A 23553-nucleotide genomic window follows, 5' to 3' on the forward strand; every position below is an offset into this window, starting at 1 on the left:
CCCGCGGTTGCCCGCCGAAGGGAGCCGACCATGCGCAGCATCAAGCTCGGACAGGTTCTTCTCATTGCAGCACTGTTCGCCATGCTCGGCCTTGTCGCGTTCGGCATCGCTTGGGCGTGGGATGCGACCAACGGCGTGAACGACGTGCCCATGGAGGCGAACGGCTGGATCGCGCTCGGCCTCGGCTCGTTCTTTTCGCTGCTGATCGGCTGCGGCCTGATGGCACTGATGTTCTTCGGCAGCAGGCGTGGCTATGACGAGGCTGCCGATCCGTTTCGAAACAAGGAGCCAAAATAGATCATGAAGTGCATCGCGATCTTTCTGAGCCTCATGTTCGGCAGCCTGCCGTTCGCCCTCGCGCAGAGCAATTCGGGCGGGTCGGCCGCCGGGCAGACCACGACCAGTTCCTCGAGCGTGCAGGGCACAGCAGGAACCAACGTCGGCGGCACCGTGAACACCAACCAGGGCAACAGCTACGGCAACAACGCCACCGGCGGAGCGAACCCCGGCCACGATCGCACCGGCCAGCCCGCAACCAGCAATTCGACCTCGGGTTCGTCCATTCAGGGCGGCGGCAAATAGCATCGATAGGCGCGCGGTCGTCGCGTGGCTGTCGCGAGCCGCCGCTTGAGGCCGAGCGAGATTATCGCCCTGGACTCGCACCTTCGGATCCCGATTTCACGGATGCTCTTCAACCCGGATCAAATCCAAAGGTCTATCGGTCCTGATCTGCGACCTTGAGCAGGCCGCGCGCCGGACCTTTCTTCCGCGGCGCGAGAGCCGGTACCAGCGTCGGTGTCTCGTCCGCGATGCGCAATGCGAAATAGGCGATCGTGGCTTGAAGACCATCCTTCAGCGCCACGCGTGGGCGCCATCCCAGGAGGCGCGTTGCGGTGTCGATGACCGGCTTGCGGCGCTTCGGATCATCCTTCGGCAGCGCCTCGAAACGGAGCGGTGACGTCGATTCCGTGTATGTCAGGACCTCCCGGGCGATGGTCTCGATGGTGACCTCGTGCGGATTTCCGAGGTTGCACGGGCCGGTCACCGAGGCAGGACTCTCCATCAACAGTTGGAGCCCGCGCACGAGATCGTCGACGAAACAGAAGCTCCGGGTTTGCGTGCCGCCGCCATAGATCGTGATCGGCTCGCCGCGCAGGGCCTGCACGATGAAGTTGGAAACGACGCGGCCGTCGTTCTCCAGCATGCGCGGGCCATAGGTGTTGAATATGCGCGCGACCTTGATCTCGGTTCCGTGTGTGCGGTGGTGGTCGAACATCAGCGTCTCGGCGGCGCGCTTGCCCTCGTCGTAGCAGGCTCGCGGTCCGATCGGATTGACGTTGCCGAGATAGGATTCCGGCTGCGGATGCACCTCCGGATCGCCATAGACCTCGCTGGTGGAGGCCTGCAGGATTCTGGCGCCCTTCAGGCGCGCGAGTTCGAGCATGTTGATGGCGCCGAGCACGCATGTCTTCATCGTTCCGATGGGGTCCTTCTGGTAATGTCGGGGCGAAGCGGGACAGGCGAGGCTGTAGATGCGCTCGATCTGGTCGTCGATTTCGATCGGCTCGCGGACATCGTGATCGATGAAGCGGAAGTGCGGATGATTCAGCAGCGGCCTGATATTGTCGATGCTGCCCGTGAACAAATTGTCCAGGCAGATCACCCTGTGGCCGCGTTGCAGGAGCGAGTCGCAGAGATGAGAGCCGATGAAGCCCGCGCCACCGGCAATCAGGGCGGTCGGCGAGCGATGAAGGGACGGAATGCGGGTCTGGAGCGTCATGGCAAGCTCTCTTTAGAGTTCGGCGACTTGCATCGGGCGGCGGGCGGGAAGCCGCGCGGATTTGCGGCGGCGTCGCGCGGCCGCTTCGGCGTAATAGCTCTCCAGCTGGCGAGCCCGCTGGTCGGAGGTGTGGTCGGTCAGAACGCGCCGGCGTGCACTCTCCGCGATGGCACGGCGACGCTCCTCGGGCATGTCGCGCAGGATCTCGATGACGTCGCGCGCGGTCGAGGCCAGCAGGATTTCGCGCGACGGCTCGAAGATGGTTTCTATGCCCGGCCATCGGTCTGAAATCACGGGCGTGCCGCAGGCTGCCGCTTCGAACAGGCGAACGCTCGGCGAGAAGCCCAGCGCGCGCATGTCGGCGCGGGTCGCGTTGAGGGTAAACCGCTGCTCCGCGTAAAACGCCGGGTGCTGTTTCGGCGGGAGGTGCTCGATCCGCATGACATTGCCGGGCCAGGCGATATCAGCGGGATATTGCGCGCCTGCGACCGCGAATTGGGCCGACGACAGAGTACGCGCTGGCGACAGCAGCAACTGTTCAAGAACCGGCTGCCGGTCTTCGCTATAGGTTCCGAGATAGCCAAGGGCCCATCTCGCCTGCGCCTGTTGCGGCGTGTAGGCTTCCGTGTCGGCACTACAATAGAGAACGCGCGCCATCGGGCTGCCGTACCGCTGTTCGATCATGCCGGGCACCGGACCGCCGGCAAATGACAGATAGAGATCAAAGCGCGGGATCATCGCGGCCGACAAATAGTCGAGGCCGTGGTCGAGCTTCGCCAGCGTCACGGGGGTATCGATGTCGTAGAACGCGGTGATTCCCCGTGCCTGACTCGTGATCCACTCGGAGATCGCGATGCCGTCAGGCACGTAAGAGCCGATCATGACGAGGTCCGCGTCCCGGATCAGCTTGCCGAAGCGGCGAGGCACGTCCTTGGGCGACTGATAGAGCTCGACAGTCCAGGACGACGGCTTCGTGAGATCGCGATGCTGCCGATACCAGGCGACGTCGCGTTCAAGGAACGTGACATGGTGGCCTCGTCGCGCGAGGGCCTCGATCAGGGCGCGGTAGGTCGTGGCGTGACCATTGCCCCATGACGATGTGACCGAGAGACCGACGACGACGATATTGAGGTTCATTCTGCTGCCTCGATGCGCGAGCTGCTTCCGACAAAGAGATCGTTGAATTGACGGGCGCGTTGCCGATAGGTGTGCTGGCCCAGGATGCGCGCGCGGGCTCGGCCGGCGATCGCAGCGGCGCGATCGGGATCGAGGGCGTCGAGATGGCCGGCAATTTCGGCCCCGCTCGCAGCCACGAGCACTTCGCGATCCGGCTCGAGGAAATGGTCGATGCCGTCCCACTTATCGGTGATCAGGCAGGCGCCGGCGCCGATCGCCTCGAACACCCGCGTCGGCGGCGAGAAACCATAACGCGCCATGCTGTCGCGATTGACGTTGAGCGTGGCGAGACCGGAGCCGAAGAAGGCGTTGTGCTCGCTGGTGCCGACATGCCCGACCTTGCGGAGGTTGCCGGGCGTGTCTTTCGTCTCCCAGCCGGAGCCGCCGAGAACGAACGTCTTGCCAGGCAGCTCGCGTGCGACGTCGAGGAAGAAGTGTTCGACCCGCTGCTCGCGATCGGGCAGGCGATTTGCCAGCAGGCTGAGATCGCAGGCGAAGTCCGGCTTGGACGGGGACGGAAAATGCGTCTCGGGATCGAGCGCGTTATAGATCGGCACGCAATCCCGCGCGCCCATAGCGCGGTAGGCCGTTACGACGCCGTCGCCACCGCCATAGGTCAGGACCATGTCGTAGGATAGAATCGCGCGCCGCAGATGATGCGCGGAATCGTTTGCCATCGCTTCGAGCGTCGCGGGAGCATCGACGTCCCAGTAGATCCGCATGGTTCGGGAGGGCAGGGCCGCAACCGCGATCTCCAGCTCCTGATCGAACACACCGACGCCGCTGGCCTTGATCAGCATGTCGGACGAACGCGCAGCTGTCTCGAGCGAGCCGCGCCAGCCATCGGCAGTTGCGGGGTAGACGACGACTTTGGCCCAGTCGGGATCGGCGATGTCGCGATGGGCCTGTCGCTCGAAGGCGTCGGGCTCGAAGAACGTGATGTCATGTCCGAGCGCCGCAATCTGCTTGAGCATACCGCGGTAATAAGTGGCGGCACCGTTCCAGTAGGACGAAACGAGGCTTGATCCGAAGAAGCAGATCTTCATGCGGAAGCTCCGATGTAACGCTCAGGCCGTGACGAGGTGTCGGAGGCACGAATGGCCTCGACAATGCCCACAAGCTGTTGTGCGCGATGGCGGCAAGTATGGCGCTCCCGGATCGTCCGCAGCCCGGTGGCCACCATGGCGGCGGACAGCTCCCGATCATCGAGAACAGCACGGAGTGCACGCTTCATCTCTGCGCCGTTGGCGGCCTGGAGATAAGCGCGATCCGGAAACAGGCTTTCCTCGTCGGACCACGGCGCGGAGACCAAGGGAATGCCGCAGGCGAGCGCCTCGAACACACGGATGGTGGGAATGCCTGGAAGCGACCGCACATAAGGGCCGCGAGGAACGTGGACGGTCGCGCGCGCTCCGGCGAAGGCGACCGGAGCCCAGTGCGCCGGCAGCCATCCACCATATCGGATGCCCGCAGCCTGGATGATCTGGAGCGCATCGTCGGAGTAACGAACGCCGTAGACGTTCGCTCGCAAGCCAAGTTCGGCGACGGGCTCGACGAGGAACTCATTGAGCTCGGCGCTCCGTTCGCCGTCGCCCCAATTGCCAATCCAGACCAGATCGTCGGTGCGCTCGACGTGCGGCAGGGGGTGATACATGGCGGTGTCGGCGGCCTCGTGCCAGGTATAGGCTCGATCCCCCCAGCCGAGCTTGATGTAGATCTGGCGAAGCACCTCGCCGAAGGCGAGCACGCCGTCGAACGCATCGAGGTCGAACTGCGCGAGCTCATCCGGCGCAGTGATCGCGCGATGATGGGTGTCGTGAAACAGCAACGCGAACGGAGCTCCGTGCGCGCGCCTGTATCCGATCTGCTCGATCACCTCGGGCGAATTCCATTCGTGTACGATGACGAGATCGGCACCATCCAGTGCTTCGTCGAAATCGAGTGAAGCATCGTAGCGACGAATTGAGACGCCGGGGAACAGCCGGCCGATGTCTTGCAGCGCCTGGCTGCCGCTCTCGCGGATGGCGTTCAATCGGCTCCAGCCATCGACCGGCTCGAACACGACGACCTCGTGACCGAGCGCATGCAGCTCGCGGGCATAGCCGCGCAGGAAATGAGCGTTGCCGTTGTTCCAGCAGGAGGTGAACGCGTGGTAGAACAGGACGCATTTCATGCGTGCACCTCGACCTGACCGGCTTGGGGCGACGGGCGATTGGAAGCGAGCAGCCCTTGGTAGAGCTTCAGATAGGCGCTGGTCGTGCGCGCCAGCGAATAGCTCAGGGAATGTTCATAGGCGGCGCGCTGCAGGCGCGTTCTCTCGATATCATCGGCGCAGAGTTCGGCGAGTATGCGGTGCAGCGCCTGACTGTCACCGGGCTCAAAGAACCTTGCCGCTCCGCTCCACAATTCCCGGAATGTTGCAATATCCGACAGCACGAGCGCACAGCCGGCAGCGGCGGCCTCCAGAACCGAGAGGCCGAACGGCTCGTACAGCGCGGGGCTTGCAAAGATAGCGGCGTGCTGGAGGTGTCCACGCAAGGCGCTGTGGGACAATGGGCCTAGCCAGCAGATGCTCGCAGACGGATCTGCGTCAGCAGGTCCCGCGACCTGAACCGGCCAATCCAGCCCGGGCGCAGCCGCTGCCAAAACCTCGATGTTCTTGGCACGATCCCACAGCCGGCCGGCCGCGAAGATCAGCTCCCGCTTGCGATTGGGAAAGGCGCTCGCCGCAATCCCGTTCCAGATCACGGCTCCGGGTGAGCGGGGACGATAGATCTCCACGAGGTCATCGTGAAAGGACCGGCTGGGGCAAACCCACGCCTGCGTGCTGTCGAGCGCCGCGGCCACCCGCTCCGTATAACGCGTCCACCGGGGTTCGCCGAGCCAGTCCGAATCCCGGCAGGCCAGCGCCCACGAATTGACGCAGGAATGCGCCACGAGAACGGTCGGCGCGCGCCACGACAAGGTCGCCTCCCGGAAACTGTTAAGGTGGACGATGTCCGGCCTGAACTGCGCTTCGAGCGCGGCGAGGGTGCGGTGGGCATTGGGCAGGTCTCGTCCTTCCGGGTCCTGCCATTCAAGAGCGAGGTCGGTTTCGATCAGGCGGACTCGGGAGTCACACAGCATTTCGTGCTGGTCGGCACGCGCGCGGGGGCCCAGCGTTGCCAAGGTGACTTCGGCGCCCGAGGCGGCAAGGCTCGCGGCGAGGGCGCAGGAATAGGTCCACACGCCGCCCACAGTGTCGGTCGTCATCAGGATCCTGATGTCCGAACCTTGGCTCATGGTGCCACCGGATGTTCGAGGGCATCGAGCGGAATTGGCCGGTCGTTCTGCACGTCGCTGAACTGATCGAACATCCCGAGATAGTGCCGATGCGCGCGCTCCCAGGCGAAATCGTCGGCTTCGCCCCACAGCTTTCGGTAATCCGGCGAGCCGGGATAGGGATACAGCGGGACCGGATCGTTCGCCCAAATGCCGGCATCCTGCATCTTGCGGCGCCAGCGCTGCACCACGGGATCGTCGTCCTCGGGCACCTCGATCAGATTGGCCTGCACGAAGGGAACGTGGCGGCGAGCTTCGACCAGCCGGTCGGCGAGCTGGTCGGTTGTCATCTTGCAGTTCTTGGCGAGCACCGCGCGCCCCTCGACGGTGAGGCTCTCGATTCCGGCCTCGATCGAGACGCAACCGGCGCGGCCGAGCAGTGCAAGCATATCCGGTTTCCAGAGATCGATGCGCGTCTGCACCCCGAACTTGAGGCCGCGCGTGCTCAGCCCTTCCAGGAGCTCGGGGTTTGGCAGGAAGATCTCGTCGATGAAGTAGACATATTCGACGCCTTGCTCGCGCAGGCGATCGATCTCGTCGAGAATGATCGATGGCGGCCGCTTGCGATAGGCGTTGCGAAAATTCTCCTTGGCGCAGAACGTGCAGTTGTAAGGGCATCCTCGCGACGCCTCGACTTCTGCGCCGGGGCCCACCGGCTCTGCCTCGAACCGGTGATGGTGGTGACGATGCCGCCGGATCATCTCGTCCGGCCAGTCGAGCGCTGGCTGATCCCTGAACTCGACGGCCTGCGGCCCGCCATTGACCCTGACCGAAGTGCCGTCCGCAAAGCATAGGCCGGCAAAGTCCCGCTCCCCGTTGGCGAGGCGCAGCAAGGATCGTTCACATTCGCCCATCACGATGATGTCGACGCCGAGCTTCCTGAGGGCCGCTCGCGGCGTGGTCGAGCCGTGCGGACCGACGGCGACGAGCACTGGTGCCAGATCCCGCACCGCCAGCGCCAGCTCCTGCGGAACGCGAAGCTCCGGCGGTGCGCACCGCCAGAACAGGTAGGTCGGGGCTGTCGTGATGACGATCAGGTCGGGACCGAACGCGCGCAATTCGGCCTCGATGTCCTGGCACGACAGATCGAACATGTGCGCGTCGAGCAACAGCGTCCGGTGCCCGGCCGCTTTCAGATAATGCTCGGAGATGCCGAGCTCGAGCGGAAGGTGAGGGGACCTGCAGCCGAAATAGATGCTGCCACCAAAATCCCAATTCGGATTGATCAGGGCGACCCGCGTCATGCGAGAGCCCCACGGTTGCCTTGTGTTTCTCCGAAACGGCCGTCCAGCCAGGCGTGCAGCGAGCGAAGGCCCTCGGCGACCGACACCTGCGGCGCCCATCCGAGGGTCGTCGACAGCGCGCGGGTGTCAGTGACGTACCAGGGCTGATCGCCGGGGCGCCAATCGGCAAAGCCGTAGGTGACCTCGCGGCCGGTGAGTTCGGCAATCTGCTCGATCAATTCCCGCAGGCTGATGGCGTTGGCCGGTCCGCCGCCGAGATTGAACACGCGTCCGCGCGCGAGCGCGACCCGATCGAGCACGGCGAGCCAGGCAGAGGCTGCATCCGACACATGCAGCGCGTCGCGGACTTGATAGCCATCGCCATAGATCGTCAGAGGCTTGCCGCGGATCGCGCTCAGCAGGAAATGTGCGATCCAGCCCTGATCCTCGGTGCCGAACTGGCGCGGCCCATAGATGCAGCTCATGCGCATCACCACGGTCTGGAGACCATAGACCCGCGCATAGTCATGGACGTACTGATCCGCGGTCCCCTTGGAGCAGCCGTAGGGACTGTAGAAGTCGAGTGGCGCATTCTCGGAGATGCCGCCGGCCAGGAGGTCGCTGGTAGGCGTATAACGACGGCCGGTGAGGGCGATCTCACTGTCCTCGATCAGGCGGCCATAGACCTTGTTGGTGGACGCAAACACCACCGGCGCGGTGCTGTTATGCAGTCGAACCGCTTCGAGCACGTTCAGGGTGCCGCGCGCGTTGATCTCGAAATCGGCGGACGGGTCGCTCACGCTGTCGGTCACGGCGACCTGAGCGGCCAAATGCAGCACGGCCCGGGCCTCGCGCACGGCGTCGATCACCGGGATCGGCTCGCGAATGTCTGACATCGTGATGGTGACGAGATCGCCATGCCTGGATTTCAGCCATTGTGCGTTCTCGCGCACGCCGGCGCGGGCCATATTGTCCAGCACCAGCACGCGCTCGCCGCGCCCTGCCAGCCTGTCCGCAAGATTGCATCCGATGAAGCCGCAGCCGCCGGTGATTAGGACGGGCTTGTTGTCTCGCTCATTCATCACGCAACCAATCCTCGTTGCAGCAGCTCCTGGGTGGCCCGTTCGGCCTGGTCATCGGCGATCTGGTCCGCGAGATAGTCCGCGAGCTCCTCGAGGCCGTCCTTGAAGGTCACCTGGGGCTCGAAGCCGAGCAGGTCGCGCGTTTTGCCGATATCCGCAAAGCAGTGCCTGATATCGCCGGCGCGGTATTTTCGCGTGATCTCGGGCGCGATGTCGCGCCGCCCCATGACCTCTGCGAGGTCCTCGGCAACAGACAGGATGCTCCGGCTTTGGCCGGAGCCGACATTGAAGACGTCCTGCGCATGCTCCGCTTCCAGCGCGATGCGGCAGGCACGGGCGACGTCATGCACATGAACGAAGTCGCGCCGCTGCTCGCCGTCCTCGAACACCAGCGGCGGTCGTCCGTTGAGCAGCCGCGCGGCAAAGATCGCGAGTACGCCGGTGTACGGGTTTGACAGGGCCTGGCGCGGACCGAACACATTGAAGAAGCGCAGCGCCGCGGTGGGGATGCCGTAAGCCTTGCCCGTGATCAGGCACATGCGCTCCTGCGCAAATTTGTTCAGCGCGTAGACCGAGCTCAGGGAAGGCGGCTTGGTCTCCGGCGTAGGTACGGGCTGGAGCGGATGGCCGGCCGTGTCGCACAATTCCCATTCGCCGCGGCGGAGCTGTTCGATTGATCGCTCGTCGCAGGCAACGACGCTCTGATCGGGCCGCCGATAGAGGCCTTCGCCGTAGACGCTCATCGAGGAGGCGACGACCAGCCGTTCGACGGGACGCCTCGACAACGCCTGGAGGAGAACGGCGGTGCCGAGCTCGTTGGTCCGCACGTAAGGCTCGATATCATACATGCTCTGGCCGACGCCGACGGCGGACGCAAGATGCAGGACCATGTCGGCCCCGCGCAAGGCGTGCTCTACGGCGAGGCTGTCGGTGACGTCGCCGACAACGAGTTCGGCATCGTCGGCGAGGTAGGATGGACGCTGGCGGTTGCCGCCGTGGACCTGCGGCGAGAGATTGTCGAGCAGGCGAACCTCGTAGCCGGCGGCAAGCAGCACATCCGTCGCATGAGAGCCGATGAAGCCCGCGCCCCCTGTGATCAATACTCGCGTCATTCACCGCTCCGTACAATCGTGAGACCGATCCGTTCGGGATCGCTCGATGATGTGAGGTGAAGCGCACCTGTTGGGTGGTCGGACGACCTGCGCGCTGGTCACGTTTGGAGTCAGAAGCGATGCAAGGAATGTTCGTTCCTCGAAACTGTACAAACGAATATTTCTCTAACCTGGATCAATAACCCAGGTGAATCGGGGGCGCTGCCGCCGACTAAAAATGCGCGCCCTGCATCGGTTCGGGCAGGCCCAGATGCCTTGCCGCGGTTGCGCCCATATCGGCGAAGCCGGCGCGACGGCCGATCCGAGAAGATGATTGCGTCGACCAGGCGAGGATGGGCACCTGCTCGCGGGTGTGATCAGTGCCGCTCCAGGTCGGATCGCAGCCGTGATCGGCGGTGATGATCAAGAGGTCGTCGCTCCGTAGTCGTGACAACAGCTCGGGAAGGCGATTGTCGAAGGCTTCGAGTGCTGCCGCGTAGCCGGCGACGTCGCGGCGATGACCATGGAGCGTATCGAAGTCGATGAAATTGGCGAACAGAAAGCCGCTGTCCGCAAGGCTAGCTAGCCCGTCGAGCGTGGCGTCGAACAACGCCATATTGCCGTCGCCGCGCATGTTCCGCCCTGTCCCCCGATGGGCAAAGATGTCATCGATCTTGCCGATGGTGACGACGTCGCGACCGGCGCCTGCGGCGTGGTCCAGGATGGTGTCTTCGGGAGGCGGTACGGAAAAGTCGCGCCGGTGGGACGTGCGCCTGAAGTCTTTCGAGCTTGTTCCGACAAATGGACGGGCAATGACGCGGCCAATGTTGAGAGGGTCGATCAGTCGCCTTGCGATCGCGGAGATCTCATACAGACGTTCGAGCCCGAAGGTCTCTTCATGCGCTGCGATCTGGAACACGCTGTCGGCCGAGGTGTAGCAGATCGGCATTCCGGTTCGCATGTGACGCTCGCCGAACTCGGCGATGATCTCCGTGCCGGAGGCGTGGCAATCTCCGAGGATGCCGGGCAATCCAGCTTGCTCGCAGAAGGCCCTTGTCAGCTCTGCGGGGAAACATGGCGTCGTGCGCGGGAAATAGCCCCAATCGAACGGGACAGGCACTCCGGCGATCTCCCAATGACCCGACGGGGTGTCTTTGCCCTTCGAGACCTCGCAGGCGCAGCCGAATTGCCCGCGTTCCACCCGACCCTCGAGCCCGGGCGGCACGCGGCCGGTAGCCAGCCGGCAGGCTTCGCCAAGACCGAGCGCGACGAGATTGGGAAGCCGGAGCGGTCCCTCGCGGGCGGAGCTGTCGGCGCGACCGGCCATGCAGGCCTCCGCGATGTGACCGACGGTGTCGGCGCCTTCGTCGCCATAGCGCTCGGCATCCGGCGCGCCGCCGATGCCCACGGAGTCCATCACCAGGATCAGGGCACGCATGTGGGCTCTCTGGCGGATGTTGGGGAGGATGCAACGCCGGTTCGCATGCAATAGCGGTCGACCATCGATGCGCAGAAATCGGCGAATTCGTTGACGTCCAGCGGCGGGCTGGTGTGATGTGGCTCGATGCCCCGATGCTCGGGGGTGAAGCAGAACGTCACCGTGACCTCAAATTCCGCCAGCGCCTCCATCTGGCGGTCGAACCAGTCGTGCGCGTTGGGACGGAAGCTGTCGGCCCATGACAGGCCTGTCCTGAGATGGGTCACGCCGAGACGACGCATCCAGCGGACTGCTTCGTCGAGTCGATGATCCTCGAAATGGAACCACTGGCACAGCCCCATGGCGGGCGCGTAGGCTCCAAACAGATCGGCGGCCGCTTTCGGCGTGCCGTCCTCACGCAGCAGGCCCATGTGGAAATGTCGGTAATAGGACGAGCCTTCGGCTTCCTTGTGCCGTGTCGTTGCTTCCCAGGCGGAGGGAAGGTCGTAGAGGCTGTACCAATGGATGCGCGGTGCACGGCCGATCAGGAGCTCTGCGGTGCGCGACAGCCCCCAGGCCTGCACCTCTTCGGCGCCGAACGAGGAGACGCCGACCTCCGTCACCCACACCGGCAGGTGGGTGACGGCCTTGATCTCCTCGAGCTTCGCCGGCCATTCGCCGATCTGCCACAGGTTCCAGTCGAGCGGAAAGCCGTGCACGGCGACTGCATCGAAGTGGTCGAGCACGCCACGGTTCTGCATGTTGCGCATGAAGGAAGGATCGATCGGCGAGATGCCGCCGAGGACGATCGGCAATGCGGGGCGCGCGCCGCGGATCGACTTGCCGGCGGCGATCGCCAGGTTTGCGAACATCGCCCAATCCGGATCGATCAGCAGGTCCCAATGCGACTTGTTGTTGGGTTCGTTCCAGATCTTGGCCGCCTCGATCATCAGCTTGTGCTCCGGGATGGATAGACGGGCCCGTCGGCTTGTGGCCGCCCGGTGCGTTTGCAAAGATAGACTTCCTCTTCCGGATGGGCGGTGATCGCGAAGCCGGCGCTGCGCAACATGGCCTCGACGCAGGCCCGGTTCGGGACCCACCAATTGGTGGGATCGTCGGCATATTTGTGCTCGATGAAGTGCAGCTTGGGATAGCCCGCGGAATCGAACTGATCGGTGGTCCAGAAATCGTAATTCTTCTCGACGATGTCGACATGGCTGGCGCCGCGCTGCATCGACTGGAACAGCAGGAGATCGGTGGCGACATGCTCGTGGATGAGATCCAGCGCCAGAAGCGGATGACGCAGATGATAGAGCACGCCCATGAAGATCACGAGGTCGAACTTCTCGCGGAGTTGTCCGACGTCGTAGGCCGACATCTGGCGGAATTCGATCCTGAGGCCGTTCACCTCGGCGGCGAAACGGGCCTGCGCCAGATATTCTTCGTCGGTATCGAGGCCGAGCACGCGTTCGGCGCCCCGCCGCTTCATCTCCATGGCGTAGAATCCGGCGTTGCAGCCGATATCGAGGACGGTCTTGCCATCGAGGCGGTCCGGGATAATTCCGGCGAAGCGGCGCCATTTCACGTTGGGATAGTCGCCGAGGAAGTGGGTGGGCGCGGTCGGCACGCCCTTGAGGTCGAGATTGTGAAACCAGGGCCCGAGCGCGTCGACGCGCCGGCGAATTTCGTCACGCGTGAGCAGCGCTCCGGTCATGCAGTTGCTCCATTCTCCATTGCGGGGATCGGTCGAGCCCCATCGCTCGAGCTGCCGGCCCGCAACCTCGACCTGCCGTCGGCGCCGGCGCTTTCCGCGAGCAGGGCCATCGCGGTGCGATAACCGCCGATGGTCCCGACGTCGACATAGGATTCGCCGGCCTTGACCCCGATGCCGAGGCCGCCTCCTTCGATATAGGCATTGACCAGAGTCCCGAAATATTCGTCTCGCCGCTCTCGTGCGTGCCAGAGCTCATGTAACTGGCGAAATCCGGTCGCGGACATCTTGAAAGCACCCCATATCCATCGCGAGGTCGGGTTGGGTTGCTTGACCTGGATTTCCCTTACGCTGTCGCCATCGAGAACGACGGCGTCGAAGAATTCCGGTCGCTCGACAGGGAAGAGTAGGAAGGAGAGGTCGGCATCGGGCAGAGCCTGCAATGCGACTTTGGGAAACCAGATGGTGTCGGGCAGGCCCACGATGACGTCCTCGTCATGGCCGACCACGGTGCCCGCCCGAAAGACGGCATCGCAGAGGCCGGAGGCGTCGGGCTGGACGACATAGGCGAGCTGCGCGCTGCCGTAATGATCGCCGAAATATTCCAGAATATCGGACTTGCCCGGCGAGATCACGAAGCAGATCTTGTCCGCGCCGCCGAGGATCAGGCGCTCCAGCAGATATTCGGAGACCGCACAAGGACGCTCGGTGCCGTCGTCGCGCCGGCTGCCGACGGGCAACAGCTCCTTGGAGAACGCCAGCGGTTGGATGCGGCTGCCGCGACCCGCGGCCGGAACGATGCCCCACATGGTCAGGCCTCCTCGGATTGCTGCTGATGTGCGCCGCTGGAGTCCGCCTGCTCGAGCAGCGACACCAGCTCGCGCGCGCGTTTATCGGATGTGTGCTGATCCATCGTCCGCTCATAGGCGCACCTGGCGATGGCTTGCAGCTCGGCGTTCGACATCGCCAGCGCGGCCAAGGTGTCCTGCGCGTCGCGCGCGATCAGGATCTCCCGGCCGGGCGTGAAGAACGCCTCGATGCCCGGCCAGTCGTCGCTCAGGAGCGGGACACCGCAGGCCGCTGCCTCGAACAGGCGGCCGGAGGGGCACCAGCCCATCTCCGCCATGGCCTTGCGCGTGACATTGAGGGTCAGACGGGAGGACGCAAAGAAAGGCGCATGCTCGGACGGCGGCAGATGCCGCACGAAGTAGATGTTGGACGACCACGGAAAGTCGTCGGGATATTGCGCTCCGCCGATCAGGAACCGGAGGTCCTGCCGGGCTCGTGCCGGTTCGACGAACAGAGCTTCGAGCCCTCGCTGGCGGTCCTGGGAGTAGGTGCCGAGATAGGACAGATCCGCGCGATAGTGCGGTTGGGGCGGTACCGGGCGATGAATATCGCTATCGACGTGGCCGTATAGGGGATGAATGTCAGCGGCGCCGAGCCGATCGCGGAATTCTTGGGTCACGCGCGGTCCGCCGGTAAAGCTGAGGACAAGCGCAAAATCCCGCAGGCCTCGCGGGCCGATGTAAGGAACGGATTCACCCGCGAGGAGCCGCGCCAGTGTGATGGGCGTATCCAGGTCATAGAAGACGGGGATAGCGCGCCCTTGGGACATGATCAGGTCGGTCGCCGCGATCGCATCGGGACAGTACGACGTCACGATCGCGACATCGGCATCACGGACGTCGTCGCGGGCGAGGGAGCGGGTCTCCTCCCAATGCGAAAACAGCCGTAGCCGGCCACCCGGCAGCTCATTGAAGTCGCGGGCGCCGGCGTAATAGGGCACGTCGCGCTCGTAGAAGACGACGCTGTGGCCGAGACGCGTCAGGTGCTTGCAGAGGCCGCGCCAGAGCGTCGCGTGGCCGTTGCCCCAGGAGGAGGAGATGGTCAGGCCGAAAATGACGATCTTCACGCCGGCACCCGCTGATTGACTCCGGTTATTCTGTATCCGCCCCTGCCTGCGCTGAGGGTACTGATGCTGGACGGGTCGATCTCGATGGCAAGGAAGTCGTCCAGCCGCATGCGCGCGTAGTGCAGCAGCGCGGCGCGGATCGGCTCGGCATGGCTGACGACGATGGCTGTGCCCGCAGAACGATCGTTGCGCAACTGCTCCAGATGGTCGACGATACGATTCTGGAGCGACCGCATGCTCTCGCCGTCTGGTGGACGGGCGCTGCCACGCTCCCTGTTCCAGCGCGACCACTGCGGGTCCCGACCGAGCTCCTCGAAGGACCGGCCGGTCCATTCGCCATAGTCGAGTTCGTCGAGAGCGGGAACGATCTCGACCGGCAAACCGAAATGCGCGGCCAGGATGCAGGCTGATTGCATGCAGCGCCGCTGCGGGCTCGATTGGATCAGGTTCGGCCGCGGGCGCAAATTAGCCGCACAGCGCGCCATCTCCGCGCAGCCGACGTCGTCGAGCGTGACGCCATTCATCCGCCCGCATAATGTACGGCCGAGCAGGGCGTGATGACCATGGCGGACAAGATGGATGATTGCGGCCATCAGGTGTAGGCCTTGTCATCGATAAAGGCGCGCGTTCGCCGTCCAGCCTCCTCGTCGGTGAACTGTTGCGGCGGCGACTTCATGAAATAGCTGGAGGGACCGGTCAGGGCGCCGCCCTGACCCCGATCCATCGCCAGCTTGGCGCAGCGGACTGCATCGATCACGACGCCCGCCGAGTTCGGTGAATCCCACACTTCGAGCTTGACCTCGGCGCTCAGGGGCACGCCGCCGAAGGTCGTGCCTTCGAGCCGGATGAAGGCGAGCTTGCGGTCGGTCAGCCAGGGCACGTGGTCGCTCGGCCCCACGTGAATGTTGTCTGGGTCCATCGGGACGTCGAACTGGCTGGTGACGGCCTGGGTCTTCGAGATCTTCTTCGAGCTCAATCGTTCTCGTTCCAGCATGTTCTTGAAATCGGTGTTGCCCCCGACATTGAGCTGGTAGGTGCGATCGAGCCGTACGCCGCGATCGCGAAACAGATTGGCAAGCACGCGATGCATGATGGTCGCGCCGACCTGGCTCTTGATGTCGTCTCCGATGATCGGAAGTCCTGCGTCCTCGAACCGCCGCCGCCAGTCGGGATTGGAGGCGATGAAGACGGGAATGCAATTGACGTAGCCGCAACCGGCTTCGATGGCGCGGGCCGCGTACCATTCGCTTGCGCGCTGCGAGCCCACAGGCAGGTATGAGACCAGAACGTCGGTTCGCGACATCGCCAGAACTTCCGAAACGTCGGCCTCTGGGACGTCGGCGACCGGAACGTCGTCTTGGAGATAGTGCCCGATGCCATCCAGCACCGGACCGCGCTGGACAATCACGCCGGTCTCGTCGACGTCCGCGAAGCGATGCGTGTTGTTCGGCCTGGCAAAGATGGCCGCGGCGACATCGCGACCGACCTTGCCCGCGTTGACATCAAAAGCCGACGCAATCTGAATGTCGCTGATGTGATATCCGCCTAGATCAACGTTCATCAGGCCGGGCACAGGCTCGTTCGACTTGGCGTTACGATAATAGGTGAGCCCCTGGACGAAGGAACTTGCGCAATTGCCGACGCCGACGATGCCGACGCGCACGCGGCGCCTGTCCTGAAGACGGGAATGCATGGACGAAAACCTCCGGGAAGACGCGTGGCAGCAGTGTAAGTAGATCGGCGAACGTATCGGAAGGTATGTTCGTTCCTGCGTTGGAGACGCCACGCCGCGGCTGTGGATCGATTCCGGGCAACAAAATGCAGCGGGCTTAACCTGGGATAGAATCCGCGGCTGCACGCAGGGAACGAAGATCTTCCTGGAAGAAGATGAAGAAGATGATGCAGGTTGCCCGGCTTCAGCCACGGCGTGCCGCGAAGAACGAATCCCGGCCGCCCGCGTTTCACCGCAAATGGTCCAGGCGATGACAATGTCATTGCCGGCCCGGTCAGCGAGCGAGGTGCCACATGACGTCCAAGACGCAGAACAGCGAAGCCGAAGCGACCACCGATCACGCCGCGATCCGCAAATGGGTGGACGAGCGCGGCGGGCGGCCGGCAACGGTCAAGGCGACCGAAGAGGATGGACATGCCGGCATCCTGCGCATCGATTTCGATCCGCCAGATGAAGGGCTCGACCGCATCGGCTGGGACGAGTTCTTCGAGAAGTTCGACGAGGCGGGGATTGCCTTTCTCCACCAGGATCGGACCAAGGACGGCAAGCTCAGCCGTTTCCACAAATTCGTCCGCCGCTAGTCAGTCTCGGACGTGGCGAACGAGTGGGTAGAGGCGATGCGCGCGGGCGATTTCGAGCGCGCCTGGGCCGTCAACGACCGCGATCTCGCGGAGTCGTCGCATCCGCCCAAGCACACAGGACCGCGGCATCTGCAGCGGATCTGGCGAGGAGAGCCGCTCGCGGGCAAGCACGTGCTGGTGCGCTGTTATCACGGGCTCGGCGACACGATCCAGTTCCTGCGCTTCATGCAGCCCCTTCGGGGCGTGGCGAGCAGCGTGTCGATCTGGTGCCAGCGCGAATTGTTGCCGCTGGTCGAGCGGGCCGCAGGCGTCGATCGCGCGCTGGCTCTCCATGACGGTACGCCGGAACTGGAGTTCGAGGTCGATATCGAGATCATGGAGGTTCCGCACGCGCTCAAGGTCGGGCGAGAGCAGATCGAGATGGGAGCGCCGTATCTGAAGCTGCCGCCGAGGAGCATGCCCGTCTCGCTCGATCGCGAGGGTCTGGCCGTGGGTCTGGTTTGGGAGGTTGGCCAGTGGGATAAACGGCGGGCCATTCCGCCTGAATTGCTCCGACATCTCGCAGTTCGTGGCGTAGCGCTCCACTCGCTCCAGCGGGATGCCACGATTGAAAGCCTCACAGGGATCGGCGCGCGCGACATCAGTACGCCCGAGATCGCAACGCTTGGTCATCTGCTCCGCGAGCTCGACCTTGTCATTTGCGTCGATACCATGGTCGCGCACCTCGCGGGCGCACTTGGGTGCGAAGCCTGGGTGCTGCTGCATGCCGATTGCGACTGGCGGTGGCCTTCAACCGGAGGCCGCTCGTTGTGGTACCCGAGCGTGCGGCTGTTTCGCCAAACGACGGCCGGCGACTGGTGCACCGTCATCGCGGAGGTGAGCGAAGCGCTGCAGGAGCGAGTGACGGCCGAGCAAAGGGTCGCATGAACATGATCAGGCCGGCACATTTTCGACTTTAGCTGGTTCCGATTGCGCTGGACGGGCACCCGGCTCGCGAGCACGGATGCCGAGATAGGCGGGATCGAAACCCGCCAGCCGGACCAATCCGGGCCAGTTCGAGATCACCAAGGTGTTGCCGTGCCATTGCAGCAGGTTGGAGCGGCGTAGTTCCTGGATAGTGCGATTGGCGTGGACGGGGGAGATGCTGCAGGCTGCGGCGAGGTCGGCCTGGGTGAAAGGCGAGGACAATCTGAAATCCTTCGCGAGCCCGACATTCTGCAGCCGTGTCGTGATTTCGCAGAGCAGATGCGCCACGCGCGTCAAGGCGTTCCGGCTGCCGAGATTGATCGTCCAGTTCCGCTGCATGGCATGGTCGGCGAGCAGCATGAGCAACAAGGCGCGAGACATTCGCGGCGACCGCGCCGACAATTCGCGAAAGAAGCGATGAGGAACCTGCGCCACGACGGCTGGGCCGAGCGCAATCAGATTACCGGTGATGCGCGGCTGGTACAGTGTCTGGAGATCTGCGATGTCGCCGGGGACCGCGATCGACGTGATCTGCCCGTCCGCCCCTTGGGCATCCTGCCAGGACAAATAACCCTGGAGCAGCAGGCAGCATTGATTGCCCTCGTCGCCCTGACGCAGGATCGCCTGACGCGAGCTGAAATGCGCAATGGTACTGGGCATTTCGGCCAGCAGATCGAGATCCTCGGTGGTCACGTCAGCAAGACTCGCCAGGTGATCGGCGAGTTTGGAAAAAGCAAAACCGGTCTGCATTGGTTACCCGATCGCCCCGCCACCGGCATCATTCTGACCTAGTGGCGAAGAGAAGACATTAACTCTTGATAACGTCCGCCCGAACTCAGAGGATGCATCAATGGATACAGATCGACGTCCGCCCGTCTTCAACGTTCCTATTCATCGGAGCTAATTCCGACTGCAATCGAGCTGCTGATCGTCGCGTTCGAACACGACGTTCGAAAGCGCCCTCCGGAACTCGTGGGCATCCCGATCAAGTCCATTCCCGGCGGATGAGGGCCGACCGAGAGGCGAAGCAGAAGCGATAGGCACAATCACGATATCCGGCGTTCAAGAGCCTTCACGATGATCAGAAGGGTCAGGACGGCGATCAGAAAGCTTCCGGCAGATATCGACCGCTGACGGTCCGCTCTTGGGCTTGCTCGCATGAACATGGTCCGGATGGTTGCCTACCAAGGAATCGGGTGAACTTCGGTTCCTACGCCCGGCAAAATCCTGGTGAGCTCAGTGGATGGCTTCGCCACGCGGGGACCTCAACTAAGATACCGCGAGCCCGCGCACCCCGAGATCCCGCCGCTCGCTTCGATGACGATTGCAGGAACGAGCGTCATTCCCGGGATTTGCACCGGGGTACTAACGGGAAGGCGCTCATGAACAGTTCTGATGCCCTATTGTCGTCCGTCCTCCTGACCAGGGTGACTGATGATATCTGGATCGCGGATGACGCGCCGATCAGTGCGGCCGGCCTGCGTTTGCCCATCCGTATGACGGTCATTCGGTTGCCGAATGGCGATCTCTTGCTGCACTCGCCGGTGCGATATTCGCCGGTTCTGCGCGAGGAGTTGGAGCGGTTAGGCCCCATCAAATATCTGCTCGCACCCAATGTCGCGCACTGGATGTTTCTACCGGAATGGCAGAAGCAATTGCCGCAAGCACGGATCTTCGCGGCGCGGGGACTGGCTGCGCGGAAGCAGGTGCGCGAGGCCGGTCTTCGTATCGACCGCGAATTGGGCGACGTCACCCCTGGCGAATGGGCTGCCGAGCTCGAGACCATCTCCGTGACTGCGCCGATGTTCTCGGAGGTGGAGCTATTCGACAAGCGAAGCCGCACATTGGTCCTGACGGATCTCGTGCAAAATCTGGACCCGAAGCATCTCTCCCCGCCAAATCAGGCTGCGGCAGACCTGCTCGGCAACGCCAAACCTGACGGCAAGGCGCCGGTTTATCTTCGGCTGCTGTTGCGGCTTGGCGGCCGTTCGACGCAGGCCGCGGCGGAGCGACTGGTGAGCCTGGCACCCGAGCGGGTCATCTTCGCGCATGGCGACTGGTTCGCATCTGAAGGAACCGAGCGGCTCCGTCAGTCACTGCGCTGGCTTCTTCCCGCCGGCGTTTCGGAAACCACATCGCGGTCAATGAAAGGCACACGCGTCGTCATCACGGGAGCGTCGAGTGGAATCGGTCGCGCCGCAGCGCTGGCGTTCGCGCGAGAAGGTGCGAGCGTAGCTCTCGCTGCGCGGCGCGGTGGGATCCTGAAAGACCTTGCGGCGGAGTGCGGGGCTCTCGGAGGTCGTGCCGTGGCGATCCCGACCGATGTCACCGATGCCGATGCGGTGCAGCGATTGGCCCGGGAGGCGGAAGATGCGTTCGGCGGCATCGACGTCTGGATCAACAATGCCGGCACGGGTGTGTTCGGCGCCTACCAGGACGCCGATCTTGCGCTTCATCGGCGAACGATCGAGGTCAATCTGCTTGGGACCATGCATGGCGCTTTCGCGGTGCTGCCGATCTTTCTCCGTCAGAAGCGGGGGATCCTGATCAATAACATCTCGCTTGGAGGGTGGACGCCCACGCCGTTTGCTGCCGCGTACACCGCGAGCAAGTTCGGCCTGCGCGGGTTCACGGCAAGCCTGCGCCAGGAACTCGGCGCACATCCCCAGATCCACGTCTGCGGCGTCTTCCCGGCGATGGTGGATACGCCGGGTTTCATCCACGGCGCCAACATGTCCGGAAAGAGGCTCGATCCCGGCCCGCTTCTGTACCAGTCCGAAGATGTCGCCCAAATCTTCTTGAGCCTCGTTCGCGCGCCGCGCGATGAAGTGGCCGTCGGATGGCCGGCCCGCGCGGGCCAGATCGGTTACGCTCTCGCGCCGAGATTGACCGAGTATCTGACGGGAGGTGCATTTCGATTTCTGCTGTCGCGCGCCCGGCGCGCCCCGATCAGCGAAGGAAGCATGATCGAGGCGTCGTCACCAGGCACATCCGTCGACGGAGGATGGCTGGCGCGAAAGCAGCTTCCGCCGGCCGGGGTCATCAGCAAAGGGCTTGCGGTGGTTGGAATAGCTGCGTGCGCTGCTTTGGTCGCCTCGGCAGTTGCTCGCCCGCGCCGGCCAATCGGGACAAGACGCCGCCGAGCATAAAGGGCGTGCTGACGGACATCATGGCAGCGCGTAGGCCCGCACGTAGTCGCCGAGCTTGGTGCCGAATGAGCCGTGGCCGCCGTCGACCGTCACGACGTATTGCTTGCCGCCGACTTCATAGGTCATCGGTGTCGACTGACCGCCGGCCGGAAGCCGGTCCTCCCAAAGCTGCTTGCCGTCCTTGATGTCGAAGGCCCTGATATAATAGTCCATCGTTCCCGTGATGAAGGCGACACCGCCCGCGGTCACGATCGGCCCCCCCAGCATGGGGACGCCCAGCTTGAACGGCAGCGGTAGCGGCGCCTCATCGCGGATCGTGCCGATGCGATGCTGCCAGACGATCTTCTGGGTCTTCAGATCGATGGCTGCGATATTGCCCCAGGGCGGTTCGAGGCAGGGAATGCCGAGCGGCGAGAGGAAAATGCCGAGATCGACGCCATAGGGAGCGCCATACATCGGCTGCACCCCGAGTTCGGTGCCGGGTGGATGCGCCGCGTTGGGCGCAGCCGGATTGTCCTTTCCGCGCGGCACCAGGCGCGAGATGAAGGGAATGGATTGCGGATTTGCGATCGCGATCTGGCGCTTGGGATCGACGGCGATGCCGCCCCATTCGAACATGCCGAAGTCACCAGGGAACACCAGTGTGCCTTGTTCCGAGGGCGGCGTGAACGGTCCTTCGTAGCGCAGGCGCTTGAACTTGATGCGGCAGGCGAGCTGATCGAACATCGTGCTGCCCCACATCTGCGCATCCGTCAGCATGCCAGGTGGACGGAAGCTCAATTGCGAGAAGGGCTGGGTCGGCGACAGCCGGTCTCCGGGCGCGGGCCCTTGCGGCACCGGCTTCTCCGGCGTGGGCACCAGTTGATGCCCGTCGCGGCGGTCGAGCACGAAGATGTCGCCGGTCTTTGCCGGGATATAGATCGCCGGCGTGACGCTGCCGTTCGAGCGCAGATCGACCAGGCTCGGCTGCGACGGCATATCCATGTCCCATAGGTCGTGGTGCACGTTCTGGAACGACCAGCGCAGCTTTCCCGTGCCGATGTCGAGTGCGATCAGAGCCGAATCGTAACGCTCTTCGTCGGCGGAACGACCGCCGCCCCAGATGTCCGGCGAGCCCGAGCCGAGCGGCACGTAAACCAGACCGAGATTTTCGTCGACCGCGGAAATGCTCCACGAATTGGGCGAGCCGGCGGTGAAATGATGCGACTCCGACGGCATCTCGTTCGGGTCGGGATTGCCGGCATCGAACGCCCAGATCAGCTTGCCGGAATAGATGTCGAAGCCGCGGATCACGCCTGACGGCACGCGATCGGAATAATTGTCGATCACGGCCCCGCCGACGATCAGGACTTTGTCGGTCACGACGGGGGGCGACGTCCCCTCATAAAAGCCGAGCGTCTGGATCTCGCTACCTTGCTTGAGGTCGATCTGGCCGTGATCGCCAAAGCTCTCGCAGGGCCTGCCGCTCTGTGCATCGAGCGCGAACATTCGCCCGTCATTGGTGGGGATGAAGATGCGCGCCGGACAATCGGAGGGAGCGGGCGCGCCGCCGGCAGTCACCGCGCCGGGCTTGGTCGCGTGATAGGACACGCCGCGGCAGGTCATGTGCTGGAATGCCTTGTTGTGCTTGACCTCAGGGTCGAACTTCCAGCGAAGCTTTCCGGTCGCAGCCTCCAGCGCGAACACGATCTGGTGCTGCGAGCAGGTGTAGAGCAGGTCGCCGATCTTGAGCGGGGTTGCCTGGTTGGTGATCTCGTCGGGGTCATCAGGCCCCTTGTGGTCGCCCGTGCGGAATTCCCAGGCGAGCTTGAGGTCCTTGACGTTAGCGTCGGTGATCTGGCTGAGCGAGGAATAGCGCGTGCCGAAGCCGGTGCTGCCGTAAGCCGTCCAGTCCTGGCCGGCAGCAGGCGCAGACGAGGCAGAGGAGGCGGCGTCCGACGTATTGTTCTCGGGCAGCGTTCCGGCAATCGCACGGCGATCCCTGGCAAGAGAAACGCCGAGCACGACAATGGCGATGATCAACACGAAGCCAAGCGCCGCTCGCGCCATCCGCACGCGCGGCATCAGACGTGACGATACGAACGGCAGCAGCAGCCACACGCCGAGCGGCGCCAGGATGTCACCGCGGGGTGCGAGCGACCAGAAATCAAGCCCGACCTCCCACACCGCCCAACCCATCGTGCCGAGCAGCAGCAGCGCATAGACCCAGAGCGCCGCAGCGCTGCGGTTCGCAAGCAACCAGCAGGTGAGCAGGAGAGCGATCCCGGCAATCACATAATAGGCGGAGCCACCCAAGGTTGCGAGCCAGACGCCGCCAAGGAGCAGATACAGCGCGATGAGCGCAAGGACCACGATGGTGACGGCAAGCCAAGGCGTTTCGCGGAATAAGGTCTTGATGGAGATCATCGG

The 23553-nt window shown here is 63.9% G+C and carries 22 protein-coding genes; 5 read left to right on the plus strand and 17 right to left on the minus strand.

Annotated features, from left to right (window positions below; all coding sequences use genetic code 11):
• Positions 1-30: 30 nt before the first annotated feature.
• Both IF809_RS27205 and IF809_RS27210 read left to right on the plus strand, forming a co-directional pair.
• A complete protein-coding gene (locus IF809_RS27205) occupies positions 31-297 on the plus strand; it encodes a hypothetical protein (protein WP_128964363.1) in 267 nt (88 codons plus the stop codon).
• A 3-nt stretch (positions 298-300) separates the two neighbouring features.
• Positions 301-582 carry a hypothetical protein gene (locus tag IF809_RS27210; RefSeq protein WP_128964364.1) on the plus strand — a complete coding sequence of 94 codons (282 nt, stop codon included), beginning with the start codon at positions 301-303 and terminating at the stop codon, positions 580-582.
• 133 nt (positions 583-715) lie between these two features.
• Here IF809_RS27210 and IF809_RS27215 read toward each other — a convergent pair whose 3' ends face one another.
• The 15 genes from IF809_RS27215 to IF809_RS27285 all read right to left on the minus strand — a co-directional run bounded on the left by IF809_RS27215 (position 716) and on the right by IF809_RS27285 (position 16409).
• On the minus strand, positions 716-1780 hold the full coding sequence (locus IF809_RS27215) for a UDP-glucuronic acid decarboxylase family protein (RefSeq protein ID WP_128964365.1): 1065 nt from the start codon (positions 1778-1780) through the stop codon (positions 716-718).
• Positions 1781-1792: 12 nt separating this feature from the next.
• Positions 1793-2917: a CgeB family protein gene (locus IF809_RS27220; RefSeq protein ID WP_128964366.1), complete on the minus strand. Its 1125-nt coding sequence runs from the start codon at positions 2915-2917 to the stop codon at positions 1793-1795.
• Positions 2914-4002 carry a CgeB family protein gene (locus tag IF809_RS27225; protein WP_128964367.1) on the minus strand — a complete coding sequence of 363 codons (1089 nt, stop codon included), beginning with the start codon at positions 4000-4002 and terminating at the stop codon, positions 2914-2916. The genes IF809_RS27220 and IF809_RS27225 overlap by 4 nt, the downstream gene beginning before the upstream one ends.
• On the minus strand, positions 3999-5129 hold the full coding sequence (locus IF809_RS27230; RefSeq protein WP_128964368.1) for a CgeB family protein: 1131 nt from the start codon (positions 5127-5129) through the stop codon (positions 3999-4001). Before IF809_RS27230 ends, IF809_RS27225 begins: the two co-directional genes overlap by 4 nt.
• The gene (locus IF809_RS27235) at positions 5126-6238 is read right to left on the minus strand and encodes a glycosyltransferase family 4 protein (protein ID WP_128964369.1); all 1113 of its coding nucleotides are present in this window, start codon (positions 6236-6238) and stop codon (positions 5126-5128) included. The genes IF809_RS27230 and IF809_RS27235 overlap by 4 nt, the downstream gene beginning before the upstream one ends.
• Positions 6235-7521: a TIGR04295 family B12-binding domain-containing radical SAM protein gene (locus IF809_RS27240; RefSeq protein ID WP_462839030.1), complete on the minus strand. Its 1287-nt coding sequence runs from the start codon at positions 7519-7521 to the stop codon at positions 6235-6237. The genes IF809_RS27235 and IF809_RS27240 overlap by 4 nt, the downstream gene beginning before the upstream one ends.
• A complete protein-coding gene (locus tag IF809_RS27245) occupies positions 7518-8582 on the minus strand; it encodes an NAD-dependent epimerase/dehydratase family protein (RefSeq protein ID WP_128964371.1) in 1065 nt (354 codons plus the stop codon). Before IF809_RS27245 ends, IF809_RS27240 begins: the two co-directional genes overlap by 4 nt.
• Positions 8582-9694: an NAD-dependent epimerase/dehydratase family protein gene (locus IF809_RS27250; RefSeq protein WP_128964372.1), complete on the minus strand. Its 1113-nt coding sequence runs from the start codon at positions 9692-9694 to the stop codon at positions 8582-8584. The genes IF809_RS27245 and IF809_RS27250 overlap by 1 nt, the downstream gene beginning before the upstream one ends.
• 211 nt (positions 9695-9905) lie before the next feature.
• A complete protein-coding gene (locus IF809_RS27255; protein WP_128964373.1) occupies positions 9906-11111 on the minus strand; it encodes a phosphopentomutase in 1206 nt (401 codons plus the stop codon).
• Positions 11099-12040 (minus strand): glycoside hydrolase 5 family protein, encoded by a 942-nt coding sequence (locus IF809_RS27260; RefSeq protein WP_462839031.1) that lies wholly within the window; start codon positions 12038-12040, stop codon positions 11099-11101. Before IF809_RS27260 ends, IF809_RS27255 begins: the two co-directional genes overlap by 13 nt.
• A complete protein-coding gene (locus IF809_RS27265) occupies positions 12040-12804 on the minus strand; it encodes a TIGR04290 family methyltransferase (RefSeq protein WP_453995514.1) in 765 nt (254 codons plus the stop codon). Before IF809_RS27265 ends, IF809_RS27260 begins: the two co-directional genes overlap by 1 nt.
• Positions 12801-13610, minus strand: coding sequence for a sugar phosphate nucleotidyltransferase (locus IF809_RS27270; protein ID WP_462839032.1), 810 nt, complete (start codon positions 13608-13610; stop codon positions 12801-12803). The genes IF809_RS27265 and IF809_RS27270 overlap by 4 nt, the downstream gene beginning before the upstream one ends.
• 2 nt (positions 13611-13612) lie before the next feature.
• Entirely contained in the window at positions 13613-14716 is a 1104-nt protein-coding gene (locus tag IF809_RS27275) for a CgeB family protein (protein ID WP_462839033.1), read from the minus strand.
• On the minus strand, positions 14713-15309 hold the full coding sequence (locus IF809_RS27280) for a histidine phosphatase family protein (protein WP_462839034.1): 597 nt from the start codon (positions 15307-15309) through the stop codon (positions 14713-14715). The genes IF809_RS27275 and IF809_RS27280 overlap by 4 nt, the downstream gene beginning before the upstream one ends.
• Entirely contained in the window at positions 15309-16409 is a 1101-nt protein-coding gene (locus tag IF809_RS27285) for an inositol-3-phosphate synthase (RefSeq protein WP_462839035.1), read from the minus strand. The genes IF809_RS27280 and IF809_RS27285 overlap by 1 nt, the downstream gene beginning before the upstream one ends.
• 332 nt (positions 16410-16741) lie before the next feature.
• Between IF809_RS27285 and IF809_RS27290 the strand changes: the two genes are divergently transcribed.
• Positions 16742-17029, plus strand: coding sequence for a hypothetical protein (locus IF809_RS27290; protein ID WP_128964380.1), 288 nt, complete (start codon positions 16742-16744; stop codon positions 17027-17029).
• Positions 17030-17065: 36 nt separating this feature from the next.
• Positions 17066-17956, plus strand: a complete 891-nt coding sequence (locus IF809_RS27295) for a glycosyltransferase family 9 protein (protein WP_462839036.1) — start codon at positions 17066-17068, stop codon at positions 17954-17956.
• Positions 17957-17962: 6 nt separating this feature from the next.
• Here the strand turns inward: IF809_RS27295 and IF809_RS27300 are convergent, their stop codons facing one another.
• Positions 17963-18745 carry a Crp/Fnr family transcriptional regulator gene (locus IF809_RS27300; protein ID WP_128964382.1) on the minus strand — a complete coding sequence of 261 codons (783 nt, stop codon included), beginning with the start codon at positions 18743-18745 and terminating at the stop codon, positions 17963-17965.
• A gap of 632 nt (positions 18746-19377) precedes the next feature.
• Here IF809_RS27300 and IF809_RS27305 point away from each other — a divergent pair.
• Positions 19378-21144, plus strand: a complete 1767-nt coding sequence (locus tag IF809_RS27305) for an SDR family oxidoreductase (protein WP_462839037.1) — start codon at positions 19378-19380, stop codon at positions 21142-21144.
• 18 nt (positions 21145-21162) lie between these two features.
• Here IF809_RS27305 and IF809_RS27310 read toward each other — a convergent pair whose 3' ends face one another.
• The gene (locus IF809_RS27310) at positions 21163-23550 is read right to left on the minus strand and encodes a glucose/quinate/shikimate family membrane-bound PQQ-dependent dehydrogenase (RefSeq protein ID WP_462839038.1); all 2388 of its coding nucleotides are present in this window, start codon (positions 23548-23550) and stop codon (positions 21163-21165) included.
• Positions 23551-23553 lie beyond the last annotated feature (3 nt).

This window comes from Bradyrhizobium sp. UFLA06-24, from assembly GCF_054967145.1.